General features: G+C 45.5%; 20 protein-coding genes. 6 read left to right on the top strand and 14 right to left on the bottom strand.

Translation table 11 applies throughout. The annotated features are described in order from the left end of the window. Positions 1-129: 129 nt before the first annotated feature. The 13 genes from AC3WS5_RS07680 to folK form a co-directional block, all read right to left on the bottom strand. A complete protein-coding gene (locus AC3WS5_RS07680; protein WP_492466708.1) occupies positions 130-957 on the bottom strand; it encodes a DUF2249 domain-containing protein in 828 nt (275 codons plus the stop codon). An 83-nt stretch (positions 958-1,040) separates the two neighbouring features. Beyond that, on the bottom strand, positions 1,041-1,526 hold the full coding sequence (locus AC3WS5_RS07675; RefSeq protein WP_492466707.1) for a hemerythrin domain-containing protein: 486 nt from the start codon (positions 1,524-1,526) through the stop codon (positions 1,041-1,043). A 1-nt stretch (position 1,527) separates the two neighbouring features. Next, positions 1,528-1,947, bottom strand: a complete 420-nt coding sequence (locus AC3WS5_RS07670; protein ID WP_492466705.1) for a hypothetical protein — start codon at positions 1,945-1,947, stop codon at positions 1,528-1,530. After that, a complete protein-coding gene (locus AC3WS5_RS07665; RefSeq protein WP_492466704.1) occupies positions 1,944-2,300 on the bottom strand; it encodes a DUF488 domain-containing protein in 357 nt (118 codons plus the stop codon). Before AC3WS5_RS07665 ends, AC3WS5_RS07670 begins: the two co-directional genes overlap by 4 nt. A gap of 32 nt (positions 2,301-2,332) precedes the next feature. After that, positions 2,333-3,274, bottom strand: coding sequence for an iron-sulfur cluster repair di-iron protein (gene ric / locus AC3WS5_RS07660; RefSeq protein WP_492466703.1), 942 nt, complete (start codon positions 3,272-3,274; stop codon positions 2,333-2,335). A gap of 86 nt (positions 3,275-3,360) precedes the next feature. Beyond that, positions 3,361-4,140: a class I SAM-dependent methyltransferase gene (locus AC3WS5_RS07655; RefSeq protein WP_492466701.1), complete on the bottom strand. Its 780-nt coding sequence runs from the start codon at positions 4,138-4,140 to the stop codon at positions 3,361-3,363. Further along, positions 4,137-4,547 (bottom strand): cytochrome C, encoded by a 411-nt coding sequence (locus AC3WS5_RS07650; protein ID WP_492466700.1) that lies wholly within the window; start codon positions 4,545-4,547, stop codon positions 4,137-4,139. Before AC3WS5_RS07650 ends, AC3WS5_RS07655 begins: the two co-directional genes overlap by 4 nt. A gap of 2 nt (positions 4,548-4,549) precedes the next feature. After that, on the bottom strand, positions 4,550-4,813 hold the full coding sequence (locus AC3WS5_RS07645; RefSeq protein WP_492466699.1) for a hypothetical protein: 264 nt from the start codon (positions 4,811-4,813) through the stop codon (positions 4,550-4,552). Position 4,814: 1 nt separating this feature from the next. After that, complete coding sequence (locus tag AC3WS5_RS07640) at positions 4,815-5,834, bottom strand: cbb3-type cytochrome c oxidase subunit II (RefSeq protein WP_492466698.1); 1,020 nt, start codon at positions 5,832-5,834, stop codon at positions 4,815-4,817. A gap of 77 nt (positions 5,835-5,911) precedes the next feature. Beyond that, positions 5,912-7,954, bottom strand: a complete 2,043-nt coding sequence (locus AC3WS5_RS07635; RefSeq protein WP_492466697.1) for a cbb3-type cytochrome c oxidase subunit I — start codon at positions 7,952-7,954, stop codon at positions 5,912-5,914. Between the two features lie 50 nt (positions 7,955-8,004). Beyond that, positions 8,005-8,439, bottom strand: a complete 435-nt coding sequence (locus AC3WS5_RS07630; RefSeq protein ID WP_492466696.1) for an RrF2 family transcriptional regulator — start codon at positions 8,437-8,439, stop codon at positions 8,005-8,007. A gap of 125 nt (positions 8,440-8,564) precedes the next feature. Next, complete coding sequence (locus tag AC3WS5_RS07625; RefSeq protein WP_492466695.1) at positions 8,565-9,197, bottom strand: deoxynucleoside kinase; 633 nt, start codon at positions 9,195-9,197, stop codon at positions 8,565-8,567. Then, positions 9,194-9,709, bottom strand: a complete 516-nt coding sequence (gene folK / locus AC3WS5_RS07620; protein WP_492466694.1) for a 2-amino-4-hydroxy-6-hydroxymethyldihydropteridine diphosphokinase — start codon at positions 9,707-9,709, stop codon at positions 9,194-9,196. Before folK ends, AC3WS5_RS07625 begins: the two co-directional genes overlap by 4 nt. Positions 9,710-9,782: 73 nt before the next feature. On the opposite strand from folK, the gene sppA reads away from it, so the two are divergent. From sppA to AC3WS5_RS07590, 6 genes are all read left to right on the top strand, one after another. Then, positions 9,783-11,537, top strand: a complete 1,755-nt coding sequence (gene sppA / locus AC3WS5_RS07615) for a signal peptide peptidase SppA (RefSeq protein WP_492466693.1) — start codon at positions 9,783-9,785, stop codon at positions 11,535-11,537. A 116-nt stretch (positions 11,538-11,653) separates the two neighbouring features. Continuing rightward, positions 11,654-12,745: an ABC transporter permease gene (locus AC3WS5_RS07610; RefSeq protein ID WP_492466692.1), complete on the top strand. Its 1,092-nt coding sequence runs from the start codon at positions 11,654-11,656 to the stop codon at positions 12,743-12,745. Positions 12,746-12,806: 61 nt separating this feature from the next. Next, a complete protein-coding gene (locus AC3WS5_RS07605) occupies positions 12,807-13,310 on the top strand; it encodes an SRPBCC family protein (protein WP_492466690.1) in 504 nt (167 codons plus the stop codon). 239 nt (positions 13,311-13,549) lie between these two features. Next, entirely contained in the window at positions 13,550-14,815 is a 1,266-nt protein-coding gene (locus AC3WS5_RS07600; RefSeq protein WP_492466689.1) for a magnesium transporter, read from the top strand. 15 nt (positions 14,816-14,830) lie between these two features. Next, positions 14,831-16,075, top strand: a complete 1,245-nt coding sequence (locus tag AC3WS5_RS07595; protein WP_492466688.1) for an Nramp family divalent metal transporter — start codon at positions 14,831-14,833, stop codon at positions 16,073-16,075. Positions 16,076-16,147: 72 nt separating this feature from the next. Next, positions 16,148-17,293, top strand: coding sequence for an AI-2E family transporter (locus AC3WS5_RS07590; protein ID WP_492466687.1), 1,146 nt, complete (start codon positions 16,148-16,150; stop codon positions 17,291-17,293). A gap of 132 nt (positions 17,294-17,425) precedes the next feature. On the opposite strand, the gene AC3WS5_RS07585 is transcribed toward AC3WS5_RS07590, so the two are convergent. Next, a complete protein-coding gene (locus tag AC3WS5_RS07585) occupies positions 17,426-18,241 on the bottom strand; it encodes a DUF4382 domain-containing protein (RefSeq protein ID WP_492466686.1) in 816 nt (271 codons plus the stop codon). Between the last annotated feature and the right edge of the window lie 7 nt (positions 18,242-18,248).

Below are 18,248 nucleotides of genomic sequence, written 5' to 3'. Positions count from 1 at the left end.
ACTTTAATAGTATAAATAGATTATATATATAAATACTAGTATTTATTGTCTAATGTCTATTGTCTAATGTCTAACGTCCCCGCCCGAACGTACCGTTCGGTACGGGCGGGTAATATCTAACTTCTAAATTTATTTCCGGAATATCAGCATTTTTACATTTCCTTCTTCGATGTGATGAATGTGTACCTCGTAGTTCTTGTCGGCCAGTTCTTCCAGCAGGTATACCGGTACGCGCTTGTGATTTATATATAGGGCTTTGTCGGCTGGCAGCACTTCCAGTTCGCCAAGGATAGCTTCCATTGGCCCGGGCATTTCCAGAGCGCGGACATCTATTTCCTTAATACCGCTGTTACCGAATCGTTCCAAAACTTTAGCGAAGGTTTCGCCACTATCCATTAATACTTTGTCGTTAGCTGAGGCGGCAGGAGCAGAAGTACTCTCTTTTTTCTTTTTCAGAAAAAAGGTATGAAATTCATTATCGCTGATCGTTTCTACAAAACTGCCATCTGCTTTCTCTTTTTCGAGTAAATGTATCAACGGTGTTGGGACAAAACTGTTGACGATGCACAGTATTTTACCGGGAGCTGTTTCTTTAAACTGGTGAAGTATTTCCTTGAGCGGATCCGAACCATGCTCAATGATCGGGCGTACATCAAAGAGCGTGATATCTGTCTCCGGCGCATGGATTAACCATTCTGGTCTCTCTCCGACTTTTTCGGCTTTTTTCTCAGCAGCTACCAGATGGTATCCAAGTGGCTTAAGGGCCTCAGCAATCGCCTCCACGGTACTGCCACCCATCCTGGCCGCTTCGCCAAGTGAAACCCTTGAAGCCATCACTTTTCGAAGTATTGGATTTTTCAGGCGTTCAAGCGGCTTAGCTACTGAAGCAATGGCGTCTACACTTTCTTTATTAGCCTTGATGATCTCAGAAATTTTCGTATGTTCAGTTATGTCCATTGGTTGCTCTTTACTTTTTATTATGTAAAATAAAAATCGTATATTTATAGGTTAATGATTCAAATGCAGGATTTTTCCTTGCCTCATTTCTTTCCTTCCCAGAAAGGATCATCATAATCTTCCTTCGCAGAATGTTCTTCGTTGTGGAGTAATATCTGACCGATCCGCTCCAGTTCAACCAAGGATAATTTTTTCTCCAAATGGGGAAATAATTCTCTTTCTTCGTACCGGATATGCGTGTCGTTCAGTTCCGCCAGTTCGGGGATTGCTTCTCTTGCGGTGGATTCATTAACCAGGATGGCGTCAATGCGATCCCGGATTTCCGTATGTTCCTCCAGGGCTTTTTTGACAAGTGGGTCCGTAGCATCTGTGAACAGTACTTCCTCCTCTGTTTGCTGGTGGGGAAGTAGGTGGTGCTTCCAAAACCAGCTAATGTATTTTTTGATCCTTTCGGTACTGGTTCCGTTTTTGACGCCCTGTTTCAGTTTCCAGGAAAATAACAATGCACCATGATGTTCGCGCGAAAGCGGCGCAATATTGTCGTGTCGTTTAATGGGTGACTCTGCCATATTAAAAAGGTTTTAGTAAATTAATTCCGCAGATGATCAGTGCGGTCAGTTTAACAAATTCGCCTGCTACAAAATAGAGGTGCAAATTGGATGCCGGAAGCGTTTCTTCTGAAATGCGTTTCTTAGCACGCTTATCTAACGCCGGTAACAGGCTGAAAGTCTGAACAGTCAGCATCAGCAGAACGACCACAAATCCTGCCACGACCAGGCTGCCGATAGGTTTGACAAAGAGGAACAAAACCAGCAGACAGGCGCTGAATATCCATTCGATGCGGTTCAGGACGGTGAAGATCAGCCTGCCGATCGAAAGGGCTGCGGGAATCGGAACTCCCTCAGCCCTGAACTTCACCCAGGATTCGAAAAAACTGATACTAAGTATAAAACCAGCCCAAATAAAAAGCAATGCTACTGCCGTTGTCATTGTTTAGAATTTGATAAAAAGGATTTTAACACCTGAGCCTGGTTATGATCTTCATCCCTGGCTGAGTAAAGCAGGGTTACAGTCTTGTGATGGGGCAGCTCTGCTTTCAGCGCTTTTGCCGCATCATTCCGCTGTAACTCGCGCTTATACTTCTCCTGGAACTCTGTCCATTTTGCAACATCATGATTGAACCATTTTCGCAAATCGGCTGATGGTGCCACTTCTTTCAGCCATTCATCAAACTTCAGGTTTTCTTTTTTAATGCCACGCGGCCAGAGCCGGTCCACCAACACACGGTATCCGTCTGCCGCGGTCTCGGGTTCGTAAACCCTTTTTGTTTTTATCGTAGGCATGGTTTCAAATTTTAAAATGATTCCCTGGCTGGTTAATTTTCCAATTCAAGAGCCTTCGGGAAAAGGATATTGTTTTCAAGATGGATATGTTGGTGCAAATCATCTTCAAATTCCTGCATTTTTGAAAACAGGTAAGAATAAGAATTGCACGCGTCTTCAGGTAGCTCGTAGTCGTTGGTGAGCTTTCGGAAATATGTCAGGTCCTCCCCGGATATTTCATGTTCCTTCTGCATCATCTGGATAGGTTGTTTAACCGAGATGGTCTGGGTGTTACCCTGGCTGGCGCCGCCTCTTTTTATAGCTACTGCTTCCTTGATTGCCGGGAACAATATTTGTTCTTCTTTGGCCATGTGGTTCAGCAGGTCTTCCAGGAAGTGGTGAGTACCCTGAGCCAGTTTTTTCAGTTCTGGGTGATTTTCACCGTGGTGCTGAGCCACTTTAACTGCCATTCCATAAATGGTCTCCGCATTATCCTTCACATACCGATGGTGTGTATTGATGATGTAATCGGTCAGAAAATCAAGCTCCCACTTATTAAAGTCCTGTGAAGCGGATACGGGCGTTTTTTCTACTTCAGCAAGGGCTTGTTTCAGGTCAGTCTCGCTTACACCCACTTCTTCGCTTGCCTCTTTTAGTGTCTTGTTTCCGCCGCAACAGAAGTCAATGCCCATTTTCTTGAATACCTCTGCCTTCCGAATGTCTTTGGCGGCAACTTCGCCTACTGTTTCGCCATTCTTATCCAATGCTATTTTGGCGATCTGCACTTTCCACCATTGGGGTCCTTCTTCCAGGTAGTCCCAGGTAAATATATTACCCCGTTCGCCCAGCAATTGGTAATAGAGGGGGCGGGGATCATGGTCATTGTGTATGGTAAATGCTTCCCCCGGTTCCAGCTCATCAAAGTGCTTGAAGATTGTTGAGTGCTTTAGTCTGGGTTCGATCAGGGTTACATCCAGTGTTTCTGCTGTAATCATTTCTCTGGTTTTAAATTGGTGAGTAAATTATTGTTTTTTTATCCCTTTCGGGCGATTTTTTATGATTGATATGAGTTCGTTTTTACTTATGTTCTAACCGCCAGAATAGCGATGGCGTTCATATACTTTTCGTGTTTCTTAAAAGTCCGCCACATTTTAAGGATCCTTCTCAGCGCGGGCGGGTTACTGAAAATATTGAAAGCGATTTTTAGTGTGCGGAAGAACCCTTCGTCCCGGATCATGCGGCCTGCGTGTAACAAGTACATGCCGCTATGATAAACGCTCTTGATAGTAAACCCTTCCTGTTCGAGCAGTCCGGTCCATTCCGGCTCTGTCAGCGGTCTGGCATTGACCTTAATAGCCACTGCGAGGTCGCGCTGAATCATTGCTTTTTTGTTTGGCCCGAGATTGCCGGGTACCAACCCCAGTTCATGGATGGCGTAATATCCGCCTGGTTTAAGAATACGGTGGGCCTCCCTGATTATTTCCAGTTTCCGGTGGTCGGCATGCATAGTCAGCATTGCCTCCCCATATACTTTATCCTGACTTTCAGCGGGCAGTTTCGTGTCTGCTGCCTGGCCATGGATGAAGGTGATCCTTTTATTTCCGTTGAATTTCATCCTAAGTCTTTTTACAGCCCCTTCGCTAGCATCTATACCGGTGTAAGACTGTGGGTGCTTTGCCAGTACCTTTGTTGCGGTGAAACCCAGACCGGGAGCGAATTCCACCATACTGTCCGTTTCTGCAACTTCCAGCGCTTCTATCAGTTTCTCTGTAAGTTCCCTACCTCCGGGCCTTAGAACTTTCTTGCCCATCCTGGCTAATATCCAGTGCCCCTGGGCTTTTTCAAAATCGTCTTTCTTCATGATGCTCCTTTCATGCTCAAATAGCTGATCAGGTAGAATATTCCCCATCCCACAAACGCGATGATCATCACCCAGAACCAGGAAGGAATACTCTGTGGGGTTTCACTTCCGGTGATGTAGAATTTGCCGGAGTCTCCCTTGCTATAAGCGTTTACCATAATCGGTATCACACCGTCAACAATAGCGTTCTCCCGGATGCCTTCTACTGAAATTGCGGGGCCATTCCTCACTTCAAAAGGAATCAGTCTGACACCTTCTTTGCCCGCGGTGTCCCTGCTTACCACCCTGAGCGTATGTTTACCATCTACCAGCTTAAGCGTATCCAGCTCGAATTGCACGGGCGACTTTAGCTGCGCTACGGGAACTTTATTGTCATCCAGAAATATCAGTACTTCGCTCGTTTCCATAATTATTCGTTTTTCAGTATTGCCCTTTTAATATGACTGGGTGAGGTCTCTCCTGGCCGCACCAGCCATTTAACGGAGAAATAGAGGGTAAACACTACGATCGCCGCAACAATCGAGATGATCACAAGATCCCACTGGCTTTGCGGGCCCGTGCCGTGAGTCACTCCCCGCAGGATACGCGGTTGCTGCTTTTCACACACCGAGCATGCGAGAGCCGGTAAGGTTCCGGATACTAACGCGAGTACAGCGAATAATTTTTTTCTCATCTCAAGGTTTTTTTTCAGTGGTCGATGTCAGGGATTCGATAACCTTTTTAACGTCATCTGCCGTGAGGGGTTTGGCACTGTTGCCCCAGCTCGACCGCTCATGGTTCATGATAGCAGTCACTTCTTCGGGCGTCAGTTTAGCGTTTGCGCCAACCGCGGGCATGGGACCAAATCCTTCACTGATCCTGCCTGAATATCCGTTCATAATGATATCGACATATTGATCAACAGAATCTGCTAATACGATCTTGCTTCCTTTCAATGGCGGAAACGCACCTGCAAGGCCTTCCCCGTTTGGTTGGTGACAACTCTGGCAGTGGGTACTGTACAAATTTGCGCCGTCGGGAAGGGACGCCGCTTTTCCGCCGGTTGCCGTATCCCCTAATTTGCGTTTAAACAAAAACTCGGGAGTTGGCATTCCGTCTGGAAGGGTTGTTTGTTTAAGAGACTGCAGGTACGCGACCAGTTTCAAGGCTTCGGGCCGGGCTACCACTTTCATTTGCGGATCCCGCAGGAATTCTGCCGGTACATTGACTACAACATCTCCCTGTGCAGGTTCTTTTTTTAATGCAAACAGCCAGGGATAGGCGGGCATCACTGATTCTTTCACGAGTATGCGGGGGTTGAACAAGTGGGTCAGGTTCCACGCGAGGTTTCCCTGACGGGTTCCTACATTGGTCAGGTCAGGTCCGGTGCGTTCCGTTCCCATCAGCGTAGCTGTATTGCGCCAGAAATCTGTGCGGGTGATCCGGGCGTAATCAGCGGCAATACTCGGCCGTTGTCCCCATACTTTATCCATATCTACATTCCGGACTTGCTGGGTGTGGCACCCCACACAGCCATTAGCTATAAATATGTTTTTTCCTTCAATAGCATCAGCACTTAGCGGTTCCGAACCCGGAAGTGGCTGGTTAATCTTTTCATTGCTCAGTGCGGGCAAAATAACGACGAGAACCGTCAGGCCGGCAAAAAAAACGAAAGATGCGGTGAATAGCTTAATATGGTTGTCGAACCATTTCATAACAGAAAAAAATTGGGATTTGGATAGATTAACAAATTTTTCATGCGTTGCTTCATGTGTTGATTTTTATATTTTCATTATCCGGCTGCCGGTGTGCTTTCTTTTAATATTTCGATTGCCTTTTCATTTACATCGATAACTTTTGCGGTGGGTAACATTTTGTAAAGATTGTAAGCGAAAAACAGGTGGGAGGTCCACATGAGGGTCCCGCCAATTGCCCGCCAAAGCCAGTAGGGCGCCATCAGTACGACGCCGTCAATAAAGGGTTTGCCCTCCATCCACAATTTTCCTTTCATGGTGGCGCCGTACATCAGCGGCACTGTGTAGAAGAGCAGTCCGATCAAAGCCAGCCAGAAATGAGCGCCGATAGTGATCTGCGGCGCTTCGTTTTGTGTGAGCCGGGGCACTACCGTATATACACACGCCCAAATGTAAAAGCTGATGATGCCGTACATGGTCAGGTGTGAGTGCGCTACTGTGAAATCCGTGAAATGCCAAAACAGGTTGGTACTGCGGAAAGCTTCCGCCGTCCCCTGCATGGATCCGGTAAAATAGAATATAGTTCCCACCAGAAAAAACGGAAGCGTATAACTGTCAGTGAGTTTATACCAGCCATGCCTGAAGGTCATTAAGAAATTCGTAGTTCCGGCCACAACCGGAATCACCATCCCTACACTGCCGAAAATAGCTACTGTTTGCAGCCACCAGGGTATCGAACTGAAAATAAAATGGTGTGTACCGATCAGTGTGTAAAACATGATTTGCGTCCAGAAGGCCAGTATGCCGAGGCTGTAGGAATAGATAGGCCGGTTCAGATGCTGGGGGAGGTAATAATATACAAGACCCAGTGTAAAAAGCATGAACCACATACCCACGCCCTGGTGCATGTAATACCCCTGCACGATGGTTTCGCCGAGGCCCATCTGCCAGCTTGGCCAATAGGCCACGAAGGCTATGACGAGAACGAACATGACCGCAGATATGATATACCAGTTTGAGACGTAGATTTCCGTGGTTTTCCGTAGTGCAACAGTTTTCAAATAATTATAAAGGGTTATGATCAGCCCGATGCCAAACAGGGCCATGATGGGCCAAATATATTCCCGGTATTCTCCGCCTCCATTGTTGATACCGGCCATCAGGCTAATGCTCCCCAGGAGGACAGCGGCGTTTATCAGGTAGAGGGTGTACCATCCGAGTTTGAAGCTGTAAAGTCTCACGTTGCTGACGCGGGGCACAACATAGTATCCCAGCCCGAGCATGCCCAGGGAGGCCCAGCCCCAAAACACAGAATTTGTATGCACCGGCCGCAACCGGCCAAAACTCAGCCAACTGATGTGGTCAGCGTCTGGCGCAACAAACTTGATACCTATATATTCTCCAATCGTTGTACCAAAAAGAAGCCAGAAGGTAGCGGTGACCAGGTACCCGAGAATGAGGTAGCTCAGCCGCGGGTCAACCGTACTGCGGGGCAGGGCTTTCTGCTTGGAACCAACGATAGGTAATCCGGGATCCCCTTTGACACGTAGTATATCTTTATCATCGGAGGGAGATTGTACGCCACCGAGTTCGGTGTTTGTCAACCTGAAATTCACGGCAGTTTTCCGATGTTCAATTTCTTGTTCGAGGTTTTCCTCGGCAGGCAGATCTTTCACGAATGCAGCCAGGTTCCTGGCCTGGTTGAGACGGTTGGTGTTTTCATATCTTTTTGCCGTTTTCCGGATTTTCAATGCCAGGAACACTAACGCGAAAGCAACCGGTATGAATATGAGTACAATGGTAATCACAATTCCCGGCATCGCCGGACCTATCGGGGCGGGCGTACTTTCCTGCGCTTGCGCTGGAATCGCACTGACAAACCCTGCGATCATCAACAATAGTAAACTGACATGGCCATGCAGATTTTTCTTCTTTTCACGGAAATACTGGAGGAGGTCGTTCAGTTGATCGCTTTTCATTGTCTGTAGTTGATCTGTAAAGGTCTTTTCAGTGAATGGCTGACTGCTCTGCCGGTATTTTTTGGATAGATCGCGCACAATTTTCTTCATCCAAAGGGCAATGAGCAACAGGATAATCGCTGCGGTCAGTAATAAAAGGATCAGTGTTATATTCAATCCCATGAAACTAAATTGTATATTAAGATATAATTATCCTATTAATGGATAAAAAATTAAAGCCTTTTTAATAAAACGCTACCAAAACTGTTACTATCTCTGAACTGAAGCAGGGTAGCGTTTTTATAAATATCAAAAAAACCATCGCGTACTTTTTTGTACTCTTTATGAATTGGGCATGGTTTCTTTTCAGAGCAATAATCCAACCCAACGCCGCAGCCGGTGAAAATCTTATCGCCGTCTATCGCAAGTATAATATCAGCCAATGAAACGGCCGCTTTACTGTCGTCAATAAAGAAACCGCCTTTCCTTCCTTTGGACGACTGCAGGAATCCTTGCTTACTCAAGCCCTGGAGGATCTTGCCGATAAATAATTCGGGTGACCCGATTTGTTCTGATATCTCCCTGATATTCACCATATCCCCATCTTTTGACCGACGGGCCACGTAAATCATTGCGCGCAGAGCATATTGGCAGGTTTTTGACAACATATTAATTCTTTGAACAAAATTAGTTATTTAATTTAATCGGACAAATTTATCTGATTTAATTTCTGAATTATTTTCAGGAGGTTTTCCAGATATGTGGCATCAGTAAAATGCAAGCTATTATCTGTTCAAGGAAGATCCAGGTAATGGGTACCCGTCGTGTATTCCTTTTCGAGTGCCTGTGTAATAATATCAAGGTGGGTAGTGTCTGAAAGAAAATCGGCGCGGCTTGCATCAGTAAACAGGACCGGAACGCTGTACTGTTTCAGAAATTGCAGGTAAGTATCCTGGATTCTTTGCAGGTAATCATCAGGAATGTTTTGTTCGTATGAACGCTGCCTTTTTTTTATATTTTCCTGCAGCTTTGCAACCGGCGCGTGCAGGTAAATGAGGATCTGGGGCTGAATCAGGTTTTGCTGGATGATCTCGAACAGGCGCTGATACAGTTTAAATTCATCTTCACTGAGTGTAACCTTTGCAAATAACAGCGATTTGATAAACAGGTAGTCTGTGATGGTCAACTGCTGGAACATACTTTTTTGCAGCAATAATTCCTGTAACTGTTTGTAACGTTCGGCCATGAAAAATAACTCCAGGGGAAAAGCATACTGCTGCGGACTGGCATAGAACTTCGGAAGAAAAGGGTTGTCCGCGAATTCCTCCAGAACCAACCTGGCATTGTAATGCTTGCTAAGTGCTGTGGCCAGCGTGGTTTTTCCCGCCCCAATATTTCCTTCTATCGTGATGAACTCGTATTTCATGGTTCGGTTGACTGCCGGAGTTCCTGGGTGGGCTTAATTTTTTTCAGATAAGATTTATCTGGACAAATGTCCAGCAGTTCGCGGATGGTCTTCCCCAGGACTGGGTGCCCGAATTCCGGTGCGATTTCGTTGAAAGGCTCCAATACAAAACGCCTCAGGTGGAGGCGGGGATGGGGAATGGTCAGCCGGCTGCTGTGGTGGATTTCATCATTCATAAACAGAATGTCGATATCTATAATCCTGGATTCATTTCTGACTGTCCGGATTCTGCCCATTTTATGTTCAATCTGCAGGAGGATCGTAAGAAGATCTTCAGCAGAAAACGAAGTAGTTATCTCCAGGACCTGGTTATAATAGTCCGGCTGCGATTGCACGCCCCAGGGTTCGGATTCATAAATGGAGGACATTTGCTGAATAGCCCCCGCTTCCTGTTCAATGAAATAACGGGCCCTTGCCAGATTTTCACTCCTGTCGCCCAGGTTCCCACCTAATATTAAAAACGCACGATTCATCGATTCTTAAAACTGCAGCCAAATATCTTTAATTTTGGCTTTCTTTCAAAAACAGCAAAATAACACCTTCCGGATGAGAACATTTCTAAAATACTTTTTGGCGGCGCTGCTCGCCATCTTTGTTTTCGGACTGATTGCTTTTTTCTTTATTATGGGAATGGCGGCCAGTGCGGTTTCGGGACGAATACCGAAGATAGCTGACAAGTCGGTTCTGGTTATCGACCTGGCTACAAAGTATGGCGAACAGTCGAATAAAGACTTCAGGTCGATCCTGCAAGCTGAAACGCTGGAGGAGCAACCGGGGCTATATGATGTGATCCGACTGATCAAAAAGGCGGCCAAAGACGACAGGATCCGGGGAATCCTGCTGCAGGCCAACCACAACGCAAACGGATTTGCCTCCGGCGATGAAATCAGGAACGCACTCGGGGAATTTAAGTCTTCCGGTAAGTTTATTATCGCCTACGGCGAAAATATGTCGCAAAAAAGTTATGCGATCGCCAATATCTCGGATAAAATCTACCTCAGCCCTAAAGGGAACTTTGAATGGTTTGGATTTAGTGTAAATTATACGTTTATTAAAGGTACCCTTGACCGCCTGCAGATCAATCCTCAGATTTTTTATGCAGGTAAGTTTAAAAGTGCAACCGAACCCTTCCGGACAGAGAAAATGACCGATGCCAACCGGCTTCAAACGAGTGCCTGGGTCAGTGATCTGTATGCCGATCTGTTGATGAAGACAGCCGATTCAAGGAAACTGGATACGGCTTCCCTGCACCGCATAGCCAATGAAGGTACGATACAAAAGCCCGAAGACGCGGTGACGCAGAAATTGATTGATGGGGTCCGCTACGATGATCAGGTAAAGGACGAAATAAAAAAAATATTGAAGCTGGATCAAATGCAGAAGATAAACTTTGTTCCGATACAGAAGTATTACCTGGTGCATAAAAGCCCTGAAGGCTCTGGGGAAAGAATCGCCGTGATCTATGCATCAGGTAATATTGTGGATGGAAAAGGAGACCCGGAAAATATTGGGAGCGCCACCTATATCGATCTGATCCGCAAGGCCCGGATGGATGAGTCGATCAAAGCCATTGTAGTACGGGTTAATTCAGGTGGTGGAAGTGCACTAGCCAGTGAAAATATCTGGCGCGAAATGTCGCTCGCAAAAAAGGCAAAACCCTTGATGGTCAGTTTTGGCGACGTGGCAGCATCAGGAGGATATTACATGTCCTGTGCGGCAGACAGCATTTTTGCGCTTCCTGCTACGCTGACGGGATCGATCGGCGTTTTTGGAATCGTGCCTGATATGAGTACATTTTTTAAACAAAAGCTCGGCGTAACCTTCGATGGTGTGGGTACCGGGCCGCTTGCAAATGCGGGCGGGATGGATCATGCCATGACCGGACAGGAAAAAGCGATCTTTCAGTCGGGCGTTGACAGAATCTATCAGCAGTTTAAAGAAAGGGTTGGAGAAGGTAGAAAACGGGATACCGCCTATATCGAGACCATCGCACAGGGAAGGGTCTGGGCCGGACAGCAGGCGAAAGAGATAGGATTGGTTGATAGGTTTGGCGGATTGGACGATGCAATCGCCGCCGCTGCGAAAAAAGCAGGCCTGAAAGAATACAGGATCAGGGAATTTCCTGAAAGTCGCAGTCTGATTGAGAGTATTTTGGGATTCTCCAAATCCGACAACGCTGCCAGCCGAATCAAAAGTGAGTTGGGAGAGGACTATTATAACGTGTACCAGCAAATTAAAATGATCAGGGAAATTACCGGCAATGTCCAGGCAAGATTACCGTTCGAGATCCTAGTACGTTAGATGGGCGCTTCAGTCAACTGTGAATCGAAATTCTGCAAAATTTATTACGGTTCCTGAGCGCAGCACAGCTTTTTGAATTCCCTTTTTTAACTTAATAAATATTTTCAATTTACCGAATGGCATATCATCAGGCAAAGGCATTATGGTCGATAACAAAAGCAAGTTTCACGGCCATTTTAAGCCAGCCTTCCTCAATTTTCTTTAGCCTGTTATTTCCGATCGTTTTTATATTAATTTTCGGGGCGCTCGCGGAAAAGGGCCCTAGCCCACTGAAAGTGGCTATTTCGGACCAAAGCGACACCACGGGTATTTTTTACGATAGTCTGTTGCAGAACCCTTTTCTCAAAGTAGTCCATTATGAGGATTCTTCAGAAAGGAATAGTGACCTCCGCAAAGGAAAGCTTGCCGCAATCATCGATATTCAGAATCATAAAGCGACGGGCAACGGATACCAGGTTGTTCTGAAATCCAGTAATGCCAGCGGGGGAGGGGTCTCCCAGCTCGTGAAATCGCTAGATTATGAAGCCCTCAAACTTGAATTATCAGATGCAAACCTGAAGCGGGAATACCAGATCGTAACGGAATGGGTAGCCGGCAAGAAATACCGATCGATTGACTTTATACTGCCGGGCATGATCGGATTTTCCATTCTTTTCGCCACATTGTTCGGGATCGCTTTCCTGTTCTACAACCTGCGGGAACAGTTGGTCCTGAAGAGATTTTATGCCTCACCGGTGAAAAAAATTAATATTCTCGCGGGTATTGGTATGAGTCGTCTTTTTTATCAGGTGATAAACGTCATCGTGTTAATTCTTTTTGGTCATTTTTTTCTGAAGTTTACGCTGATAAACGGCGCGGTGACATTTTTTGAAATGCTGATTTACTCCATTTATATGCTTTTTATTTTGATGGGTGTAGGATTGATCATCAGCAGTATTGCAAAGAATGATACGATGATTCCCCTGATGATCAACGTTTTTGGATTTCCGCAATTGCTGATGTCGGGGACCTTCTTTCCCATTGATGTTTTTCCCAAATGGGTCAGGGTCTTATGTGAAATACTGCCACTGACCCAGTTTAACAATGCGATGCGCAAAATTTCATTTGAAGGGCTCCATATTTACGACTGCTGGCAGGAGACAGCGATTTTGGGATTATGGATGATTGTTATATACATTGGGGTCATTAAACTATTTAAATGGGAATAACATTTCTGACCGGGGTGGCGAGCCAGCCAGTTTAATATCGCCGCCTCAATAAATCCGCGTTATGAGATTTGTACATTTAGCTATTATCGGGCTTGTCTTATTGTTCCTGTTTGCAACAGGGATATCACTATTGATCCCGTCTCGTGTAATTATATCAAGGGCCACCAATCTGGCACCGGGAAGGGATTCCATTCTTCGCGAGATAGATGATCTGGCAAGATGGAAGAACTGGTATCCGGGATTTGGGCAGACGACCCTCTCGGGGGTAGAACGCGTGAACGGCAAAATTGTTGAAGCGAACGCGGATGGGATTAAACTGACCATCGCCAACGCGAACGACCGTCAGGTAGACGTCGATATGCAGAGGGCCAACCGGCCTGTACATACTCATTGGCAACTGATCCGGCATTCGGTATCGGATACTCTGACGCTACGATCCTATTATGAATTTGATTTTAAGTGGTATCCCTGGGAGAAACTGGGCGGCCTGCTTTTGGAAAAGACTTATGGTCCCGTTATGGAACAGGGTTTAAAAAACCTGAAAGATATGGGTGACAGTCAATAAAGGAGCGGCGATACCCCAGCTTGTTTTTCATGTAATGTCATTGAGGATAAACCCTCGAAACAATTGACCGCCAGGCAGTAATTTTTTAAAAAGTTTCTAATCAATATTCTACCTTTGCCGCGGAATATTCAATCACGGTCATGGACGACGGATTTAAGCGACTATTTAAAATTTAACCGGGTATAGCAGACGCCACCTTACCGGTACGTTTCTTCTGTGCCCAAAACCAGGAAGAACGGATGGCAACTTTCACGACATTTTACTTAAGCAGAATACTTGGCAAAAAGGTTTACAATGCCAGCAAACAATATGTGGGCACGGTAACGGACCTGCTCGTTGAGTCAAATACTGCGGAACCGGGCGGCCGGCCGTCAGTGGAATGTCTGGAACTTCGCAACAAAGGGCGAACTCACTATTATCGCTTCAGCGGGTTTGTGGTACTCAAAAGAAATACCCATATAAAAGTAAAATGTCACGAATGCATCCCGGTTCCTCCCGAAACTGTCGAACAGCTTTTTCGTCTGAAAGAACATTTTCTGGATAAACAAATCGTTGACATAAACGGGCGGAAGTTAGTTAGGGTCAATGATGTACGTTTGATATCGATTAAGGGTCAGACTTTTGTAATTGCCGTGGATATTGGTACGGAAGGCCTTTTGAGACGAATCGGTATTGCCAGGCAGATAAAGAATCTCTTGTCTGTTTTCCGCGTGAAAATTCCGGCTAAGTTCATACTTTGGGAAGATGTGGAGGCGGTCGATTTTTCAAATCATAACATCAAACTTTCCAAGCCCTACTCTAAGTTGCATACCCTGCACCCCTCCGATATCGCGGATATTATCGAAGACATGGGTAACAAGTCCATCACGGAGGTCTTCTCTTCCCTGGATGAAGAGAAAGCCGCTGATGTGCTAGAGGAACTGGAACCCGAAACGCAGGTTCAGCTTATCGAAAGCTTATCCGTGGAAAAAATGGCCGATGTACTGGAGAAAATGCCCGCAGACGAAGTAGCCGATATTCTGGATGAACTCAGTGATGAAAAGGCTGAAAAACTCCTGAATGAAATGGAGCACGAGTCGTCACAGGAAGTGAGGGACCTGTTGGAGTATCCTGAAGATTCAGTCGGTAGTATTATGTCAACTGATATCTTGTCGTTCAATGCATCAAACTCCGTAGATGAAATTTTAAATGATCTTAGAAAATCGAAGCCCGAAGCAGACGCCATGTATAATTTGTTTGCCGTTAATGAAAAAGGAAAGCTGATCGGTACCTTTTCTTTGAGGGACGTTGTGGTGAGCCAGCCCGAAATTACGGTAAAGGATATCATGAAGACCTCCCCGGCCCACCTGCACGATTTTCAACCCATTGATGATATCGCAGAGCTGATATCGAAATACAACTTGCTGGCGATACCAGTAGTAGACGAGCATCATATCCTGCAGGGAATGGTCGTCATTGATGACGTAGTGGAAGATCTGATCGATCAACGTAAAACGAATAAATAAGTAAAAAAAGCAGATATGGCGAGGGAGCGGAGAACGATTTGGGGAAAATTTCTATTTTTTCTGGCAATATTGGGACCGGGAATAATAACGGGTAGCGTAGATAATGATGCCGGCGGGATCACGACGTATTCGGTAGCCGGGGCACTTTATGGATATAATATGCTTTGGACCCTGGTTCCTTCTTTTATAGTTCTGTTGGTGGTTCAGGAGATGAATGCCAGGATGGGTATTGTAACCGGTAAGGGCCTGGCTGACCTCATCAGGGAAAGGACAGGCGTTAAGATTACTTTTTTCATTTTTATCGGTTTGCTGATTGCTGATATTGGCAATACGACCACAGAATTTGCAGGTGTTGCAGGAAGTATGGAAGTCTTTGGCATCAGTAAATACATTGCGGTACCTGTCACTGGATTGCTGATCTGGTTTTTAGTGGTAAAAGGAAATTACAAGATTGCCGAAAAGATTTTTCTCTTATTCAGCGTTACCCTGCTCATTTATATTGTTGCGGCGATAATGGGCAAACCAGATTGGAATGAGATCGGACATGCCATGATTCATCCGACTGTAAAGATCAACCCTGACAGCACGGCGATGATCATGGGGATCGTAGGTACGACCATCGCACCCTGGATGCAGTTTTACATGCAGTCATCAGTTATTGAAAAGGGACTGCAAATGAAAGATTACAAATACTCGCTGATCGATATTGTGGTCGGTTGTATGGCAACCGTAGTCGTTGCTTTCTTTATTATAGTGGCCTGCGGGGCGACCCTTCACAAGAACGGTATGGTAATCAACGAAGCTAAAGATGCCGCCATGGCACTGGAACCATTGGCAGGCCAGTTGGCCAAACATGTCTTTGCCTTTGGATTATTGGTAGCGTCGGTATTTTCAGCAACGATCCTTCCGCTCGCAACGGCATTTTACATTTGCGAAGCCTTCGGCTTTGAGGCAGGTATTGATAAGAAATGGGATGAAGCCAAAGAATTCTACAGTCTCTACACAACTATCCTCGTGCTGTCGGCCATAATTATCCTGATACCTAATGCGCCTTTAATTTCCATTTCACTCTGGTCACAGGTGATCAACGGTATCTTACTGCCGGTCGTTTTGGTTTGTATGATGGTGTTAGTAAATAATAGTAAGATCATGGGTGCTTACACAAATAAGCTGGTCAATAATATCGTTGGGTGGACCACTGTTGTGATATTAATTATCTTATCTTTAATGTTACTGGTCATGCCGTTTTTCAAGTGGTAGGTATTATAATCGGCTGTTTCCGGACCGTGCTACTACCATTCTAAGCATTCAATCCATCCAAAAACGTATTCAATGGATTTGCGGAATAATTTTGAGTTTCCTTTTTACCTGAAGTTCACGATTCAACTGCTCATGGTGGTGTTGATCGGGCTGATCCTGAGTTTTGGCTCTGTACTGTTTGTTCCGCTGGGTTTTGCCATTCTTTTGTCGATTCTGCTCCTGCCTATTGCAGGGTTCTTTCAAACGACCCTGCATTTTTCAAGAGCAATGGCCGCGCTGACCTGCATCATTTTTGCGACTGGTATTTTTGCGGCACTGATTTATTTTTTGAGTGCGCAGGTTTCATCGTTCGCAAGGGATTTTCCCTCTATCAAGGAGCACCTCAACCAGCACTACATAACCCTTACAAGATGGATTCAACAGAAATTTCATCTGAACCGATGGGATCAGCAGAAACTGATCGAATCTGCAACAGGTGATGTAAAAACAAAAAGTGTGGGAATGATTGGCAGTACGGTTGTAACGCTCACTTCTGTCATTTTTTATACGATAATGGTTGCCATTTATTCGTTCCTGATGCTGTATTACCGGAATGTTATCAGAAAGTTCCTGTTTTCGGTATTTAAACCGAGCCAGGGAGAGGATGTGGAGGCGGTGCTTGGGGAAAGCCGGACGATCATTCAGCGTTTTGTTGCGGGGCTCTTTATTGAAATGAGTGTTGTTGCCATTGCGAATATGATTTTCCTGTCTTCACTGGGCGTTAAATACGCGATTTTCCTCGGGGTTTTCGTCGCTATATTGAATGTAATACCCTATGTGGGCATATTGACGGGCATCATTTTTACCTGTCTGGTCACTTTAACAACCAGCTCCAATCTGGGGGTTCTGCTTTGGATCATAATTGGGCTGGAGCTGATCCATTTTATAGATGCGAATTTCCTCATGCCGCGGATAGTTGGCTCCCGGGTTAAAATCAATGCCCTGATCACTTTTATCGGGGTTGTCACCGGCGGGTTGATATTAGGTTTGCCAGGTATATTTTTAGCGTTACCCTTTCTGGCTATTTTGAAAGTGATCTTTGACAGGGTAGCTGATCTCAGACCCTGGGGATTGTTGATGGGCGGAAATGATGAAGTAAAAAGTAGTGGTTTTCCGGCAAAATTTGGGTGGAAACTGTTGAAAAGAAAGAGACTGAATATTCCAGAAAATGACAATTAGCTAGCCTGGTCATGCGGATTTTAGGATAGGTGACGGACAGTTCTGTTGAAATTGGACGTATAAAAAGAGGCAGACCCGCCTTTTGGTGGGTCTGCCATTAACAAAGCTAAAACTGAATGATTTAAAAACTCACTATTTTACGAGGGTTGTTGTCCCTACATCTGTTACTCTGCCAAATGTTACGTTTACATTGGTCAGGGTAGCATCTTTAAAATGAGTCGCGGTGTCTGCGTGGAATTTAATGGAAAAAGGACTCAGTTTGTCATCAATTCCGATAAACTTAAATGTGCCGCCCGGAGCAGGAATAGCGCTGCTCAGCGTGTCCGTTCCTTTCAGCAGGAATACGGTGGCCCTTGCTGAGTCTGGTAATACTCTACCGGTAATTTGCCCGTTTGTTTCTTCAGAAAATGCCCTGATTACAGGTTTCAGGATATATTTTCCGTTTCCGGTCTTTACAATTGACCTTGCAGCATCGAAATCTAACCAGATCTTGTAAACGCCATCAGCCAGTAATTCTTTATGGAAATTAATTTTAAGTCCGCTCTGATGAGCAGAAGGCGTTTCAAGCGGATGTGTGACACCATTTACCACAACGGAATTGCTATTTCCAAGTACCAACCTTATCTGTTCAATTTTTCCGGGTGGTACGGGGAGTGGGTTTCCAAGTGTCACAGAATGTCCGTTGGAGTACTGCAACAGGTTGTATATTTTGGCGTCTGTGGGGTAATTCGTCCAACCCCCATCGGTCGTGCTGTTGTTGAATCTTACTTCTTTCAGGTCAATATTTACGGCATCATATGCGGCTGGCGCATCGGTCAGGACAAACTGGACTTTTGTGCCACTAGTGGCACTGCTCTCCGGCGTAGGACTGTTGTTCTTAGAGCAGGATGCAGCAACAAAAAGGGTCATCGCGCCTAGAACACTTAAGGATAAGAGGTTACGTTTCATAAAAAAT

This window comes from Niabella sp. CPT15-335-S11, from assembly GCF_058792415.1.
Note: the sequence above shows the minus strand (reverse complement) of the source record. Positions and strands in the feature narration are given on the sequence as shown.

Coding starts and splice junctions, on each gene's coding strand:
- AC3WS5_RS07585 (WP_492466686.1), bottom strand. CDS start 18,241: ATGAAACGTAACCTCTTATCCTTAAGTGTTCTAGGCGCGATGACCCTT.
- AC3WS5_RS07610 (WP_492466692.1), top strand. CDS start 11,654: ATGGCATATCATCAGGCAAAGGCATTATGGTCGATAACAAAAGCAAGT.
- AC3WS5_RS07675 (WP_492466707.1), bottom strand. CDS start 1,526: ATGGCAGAGTCACCCATTAAACGACACGACAATATTGCGCCGCTTTCG.
- AC3WS5_RS07655 (WP_492466701.1), bottom strand. CDS start 4,140: ATGAAGAAAGACGATTTTGAAAAAGCCCAGGGGCACTGGATATTAGCC.
- AC3WS5_RS07590 (WP_492466687.1), top strand. CDS start 16,148: ATGGATTTGCGGAATAATTTTGAGTTTCCTTTTTACCTGAAGTTCACG.
- AC3WS5_RS07630 (WP_492466696.1), bottom strand. CDS start 8,439: ATGTTGTCAAAAACCTGCCAATATGCTCTGCGCGCAATGATTTACGTG.
- AC3WS5_RS07665 (WP_492466704.1), bottom strand. CDS start 2,300: ATGCCTACGATAAAAACAAAAAGGGTTTACGAACCCGAGACCGCGGCA.
- AC3WS5_RS07600 (WP_492466689.1), top strand. CDS start 13,550: ATGGCAACTTTCACGACATTTTACTTAAGCAGAATACTTGGCAAAAAG.
- AC3WS5_RS07625 (WP_492466695.1), bottom strand. CDS start 9,197: ATGAAATACGAGTTCATCACGATAGAAGGAAATATTGGGGCGGGAAAA.
- ric (WP_492466703.1), bottom strand. CDS start 3,274: ATGATTACAGCAGAAACACTGGATGTAACCCTGATCGAACCCAGACTA.
- AC3WS5_RS07680 (WP_492466708.1), bottom strand. CDS start 957: ATGGACATAACTGAACATACGAAAATTTCTGAGATCATCAAGGCTAAT.
- AC3WS5_RS07650 (WP_492466700.1), bottom strand. CDS start 4,547: ATGGAAACGAGCGAAGTACTGATATTTCTGGATGACAATAAAGTTCCC.
- AC3WS5_RS07645 (WP_492466699.1), bottom strand. CDS start 4,813: ATGAGAAAAAAATTATTCGCTGTACTCGCGTTAGTATCCGGAACCTTA.
- sppA (WP_492466693.1), top strand. CDS start 9,783: ATGAGAACATTTCTAAAATACTTTTTGGCGGCGCTGCTCGCCATCTTT.
- AC3WS5_RS07640 (WP_492466698.1), bottom strand. CDS start 5,834: ATGAAATGGTTCGACAACCATATTAAGCTATTCACCGCATCTTTCGTT.
- AC3WS5_RS07670 (WP_492466705.1), bottom strand. CDS start 1,947: ATGACAACGGCAGTAGCATTGCTTTTTATTTGGGCTGGTTTTATACTT.
- AC3WS5_RS07595 (WP_492466688.1), top strand. CDS start 14,831: ATGGCGAGGGAGCGGAGAACGATTTGGGGAAAATTTCTATTTTTTCTG.
- AC3WS5_RS07605 (WP_492466690.1), top strand. CDS start 12,807: ATGAGATTTGTACATTTAGCTATTATCGGGCTTGTCTTATTGTTCCTG.
- AC3WS5_RS07635 (WP_492466697.1), bottom strand. CDS start 7,954: ATGGGATTGAATATAACACTGATCCTTTTATTACTGACCGCAGCGATT.
- folK (WP_492466694.1), bottom strand. CDS start 9,709: ATGAATCGTGCGTTTTTAATATTAGGTGGGAACCTGGGCGACAGGAGT.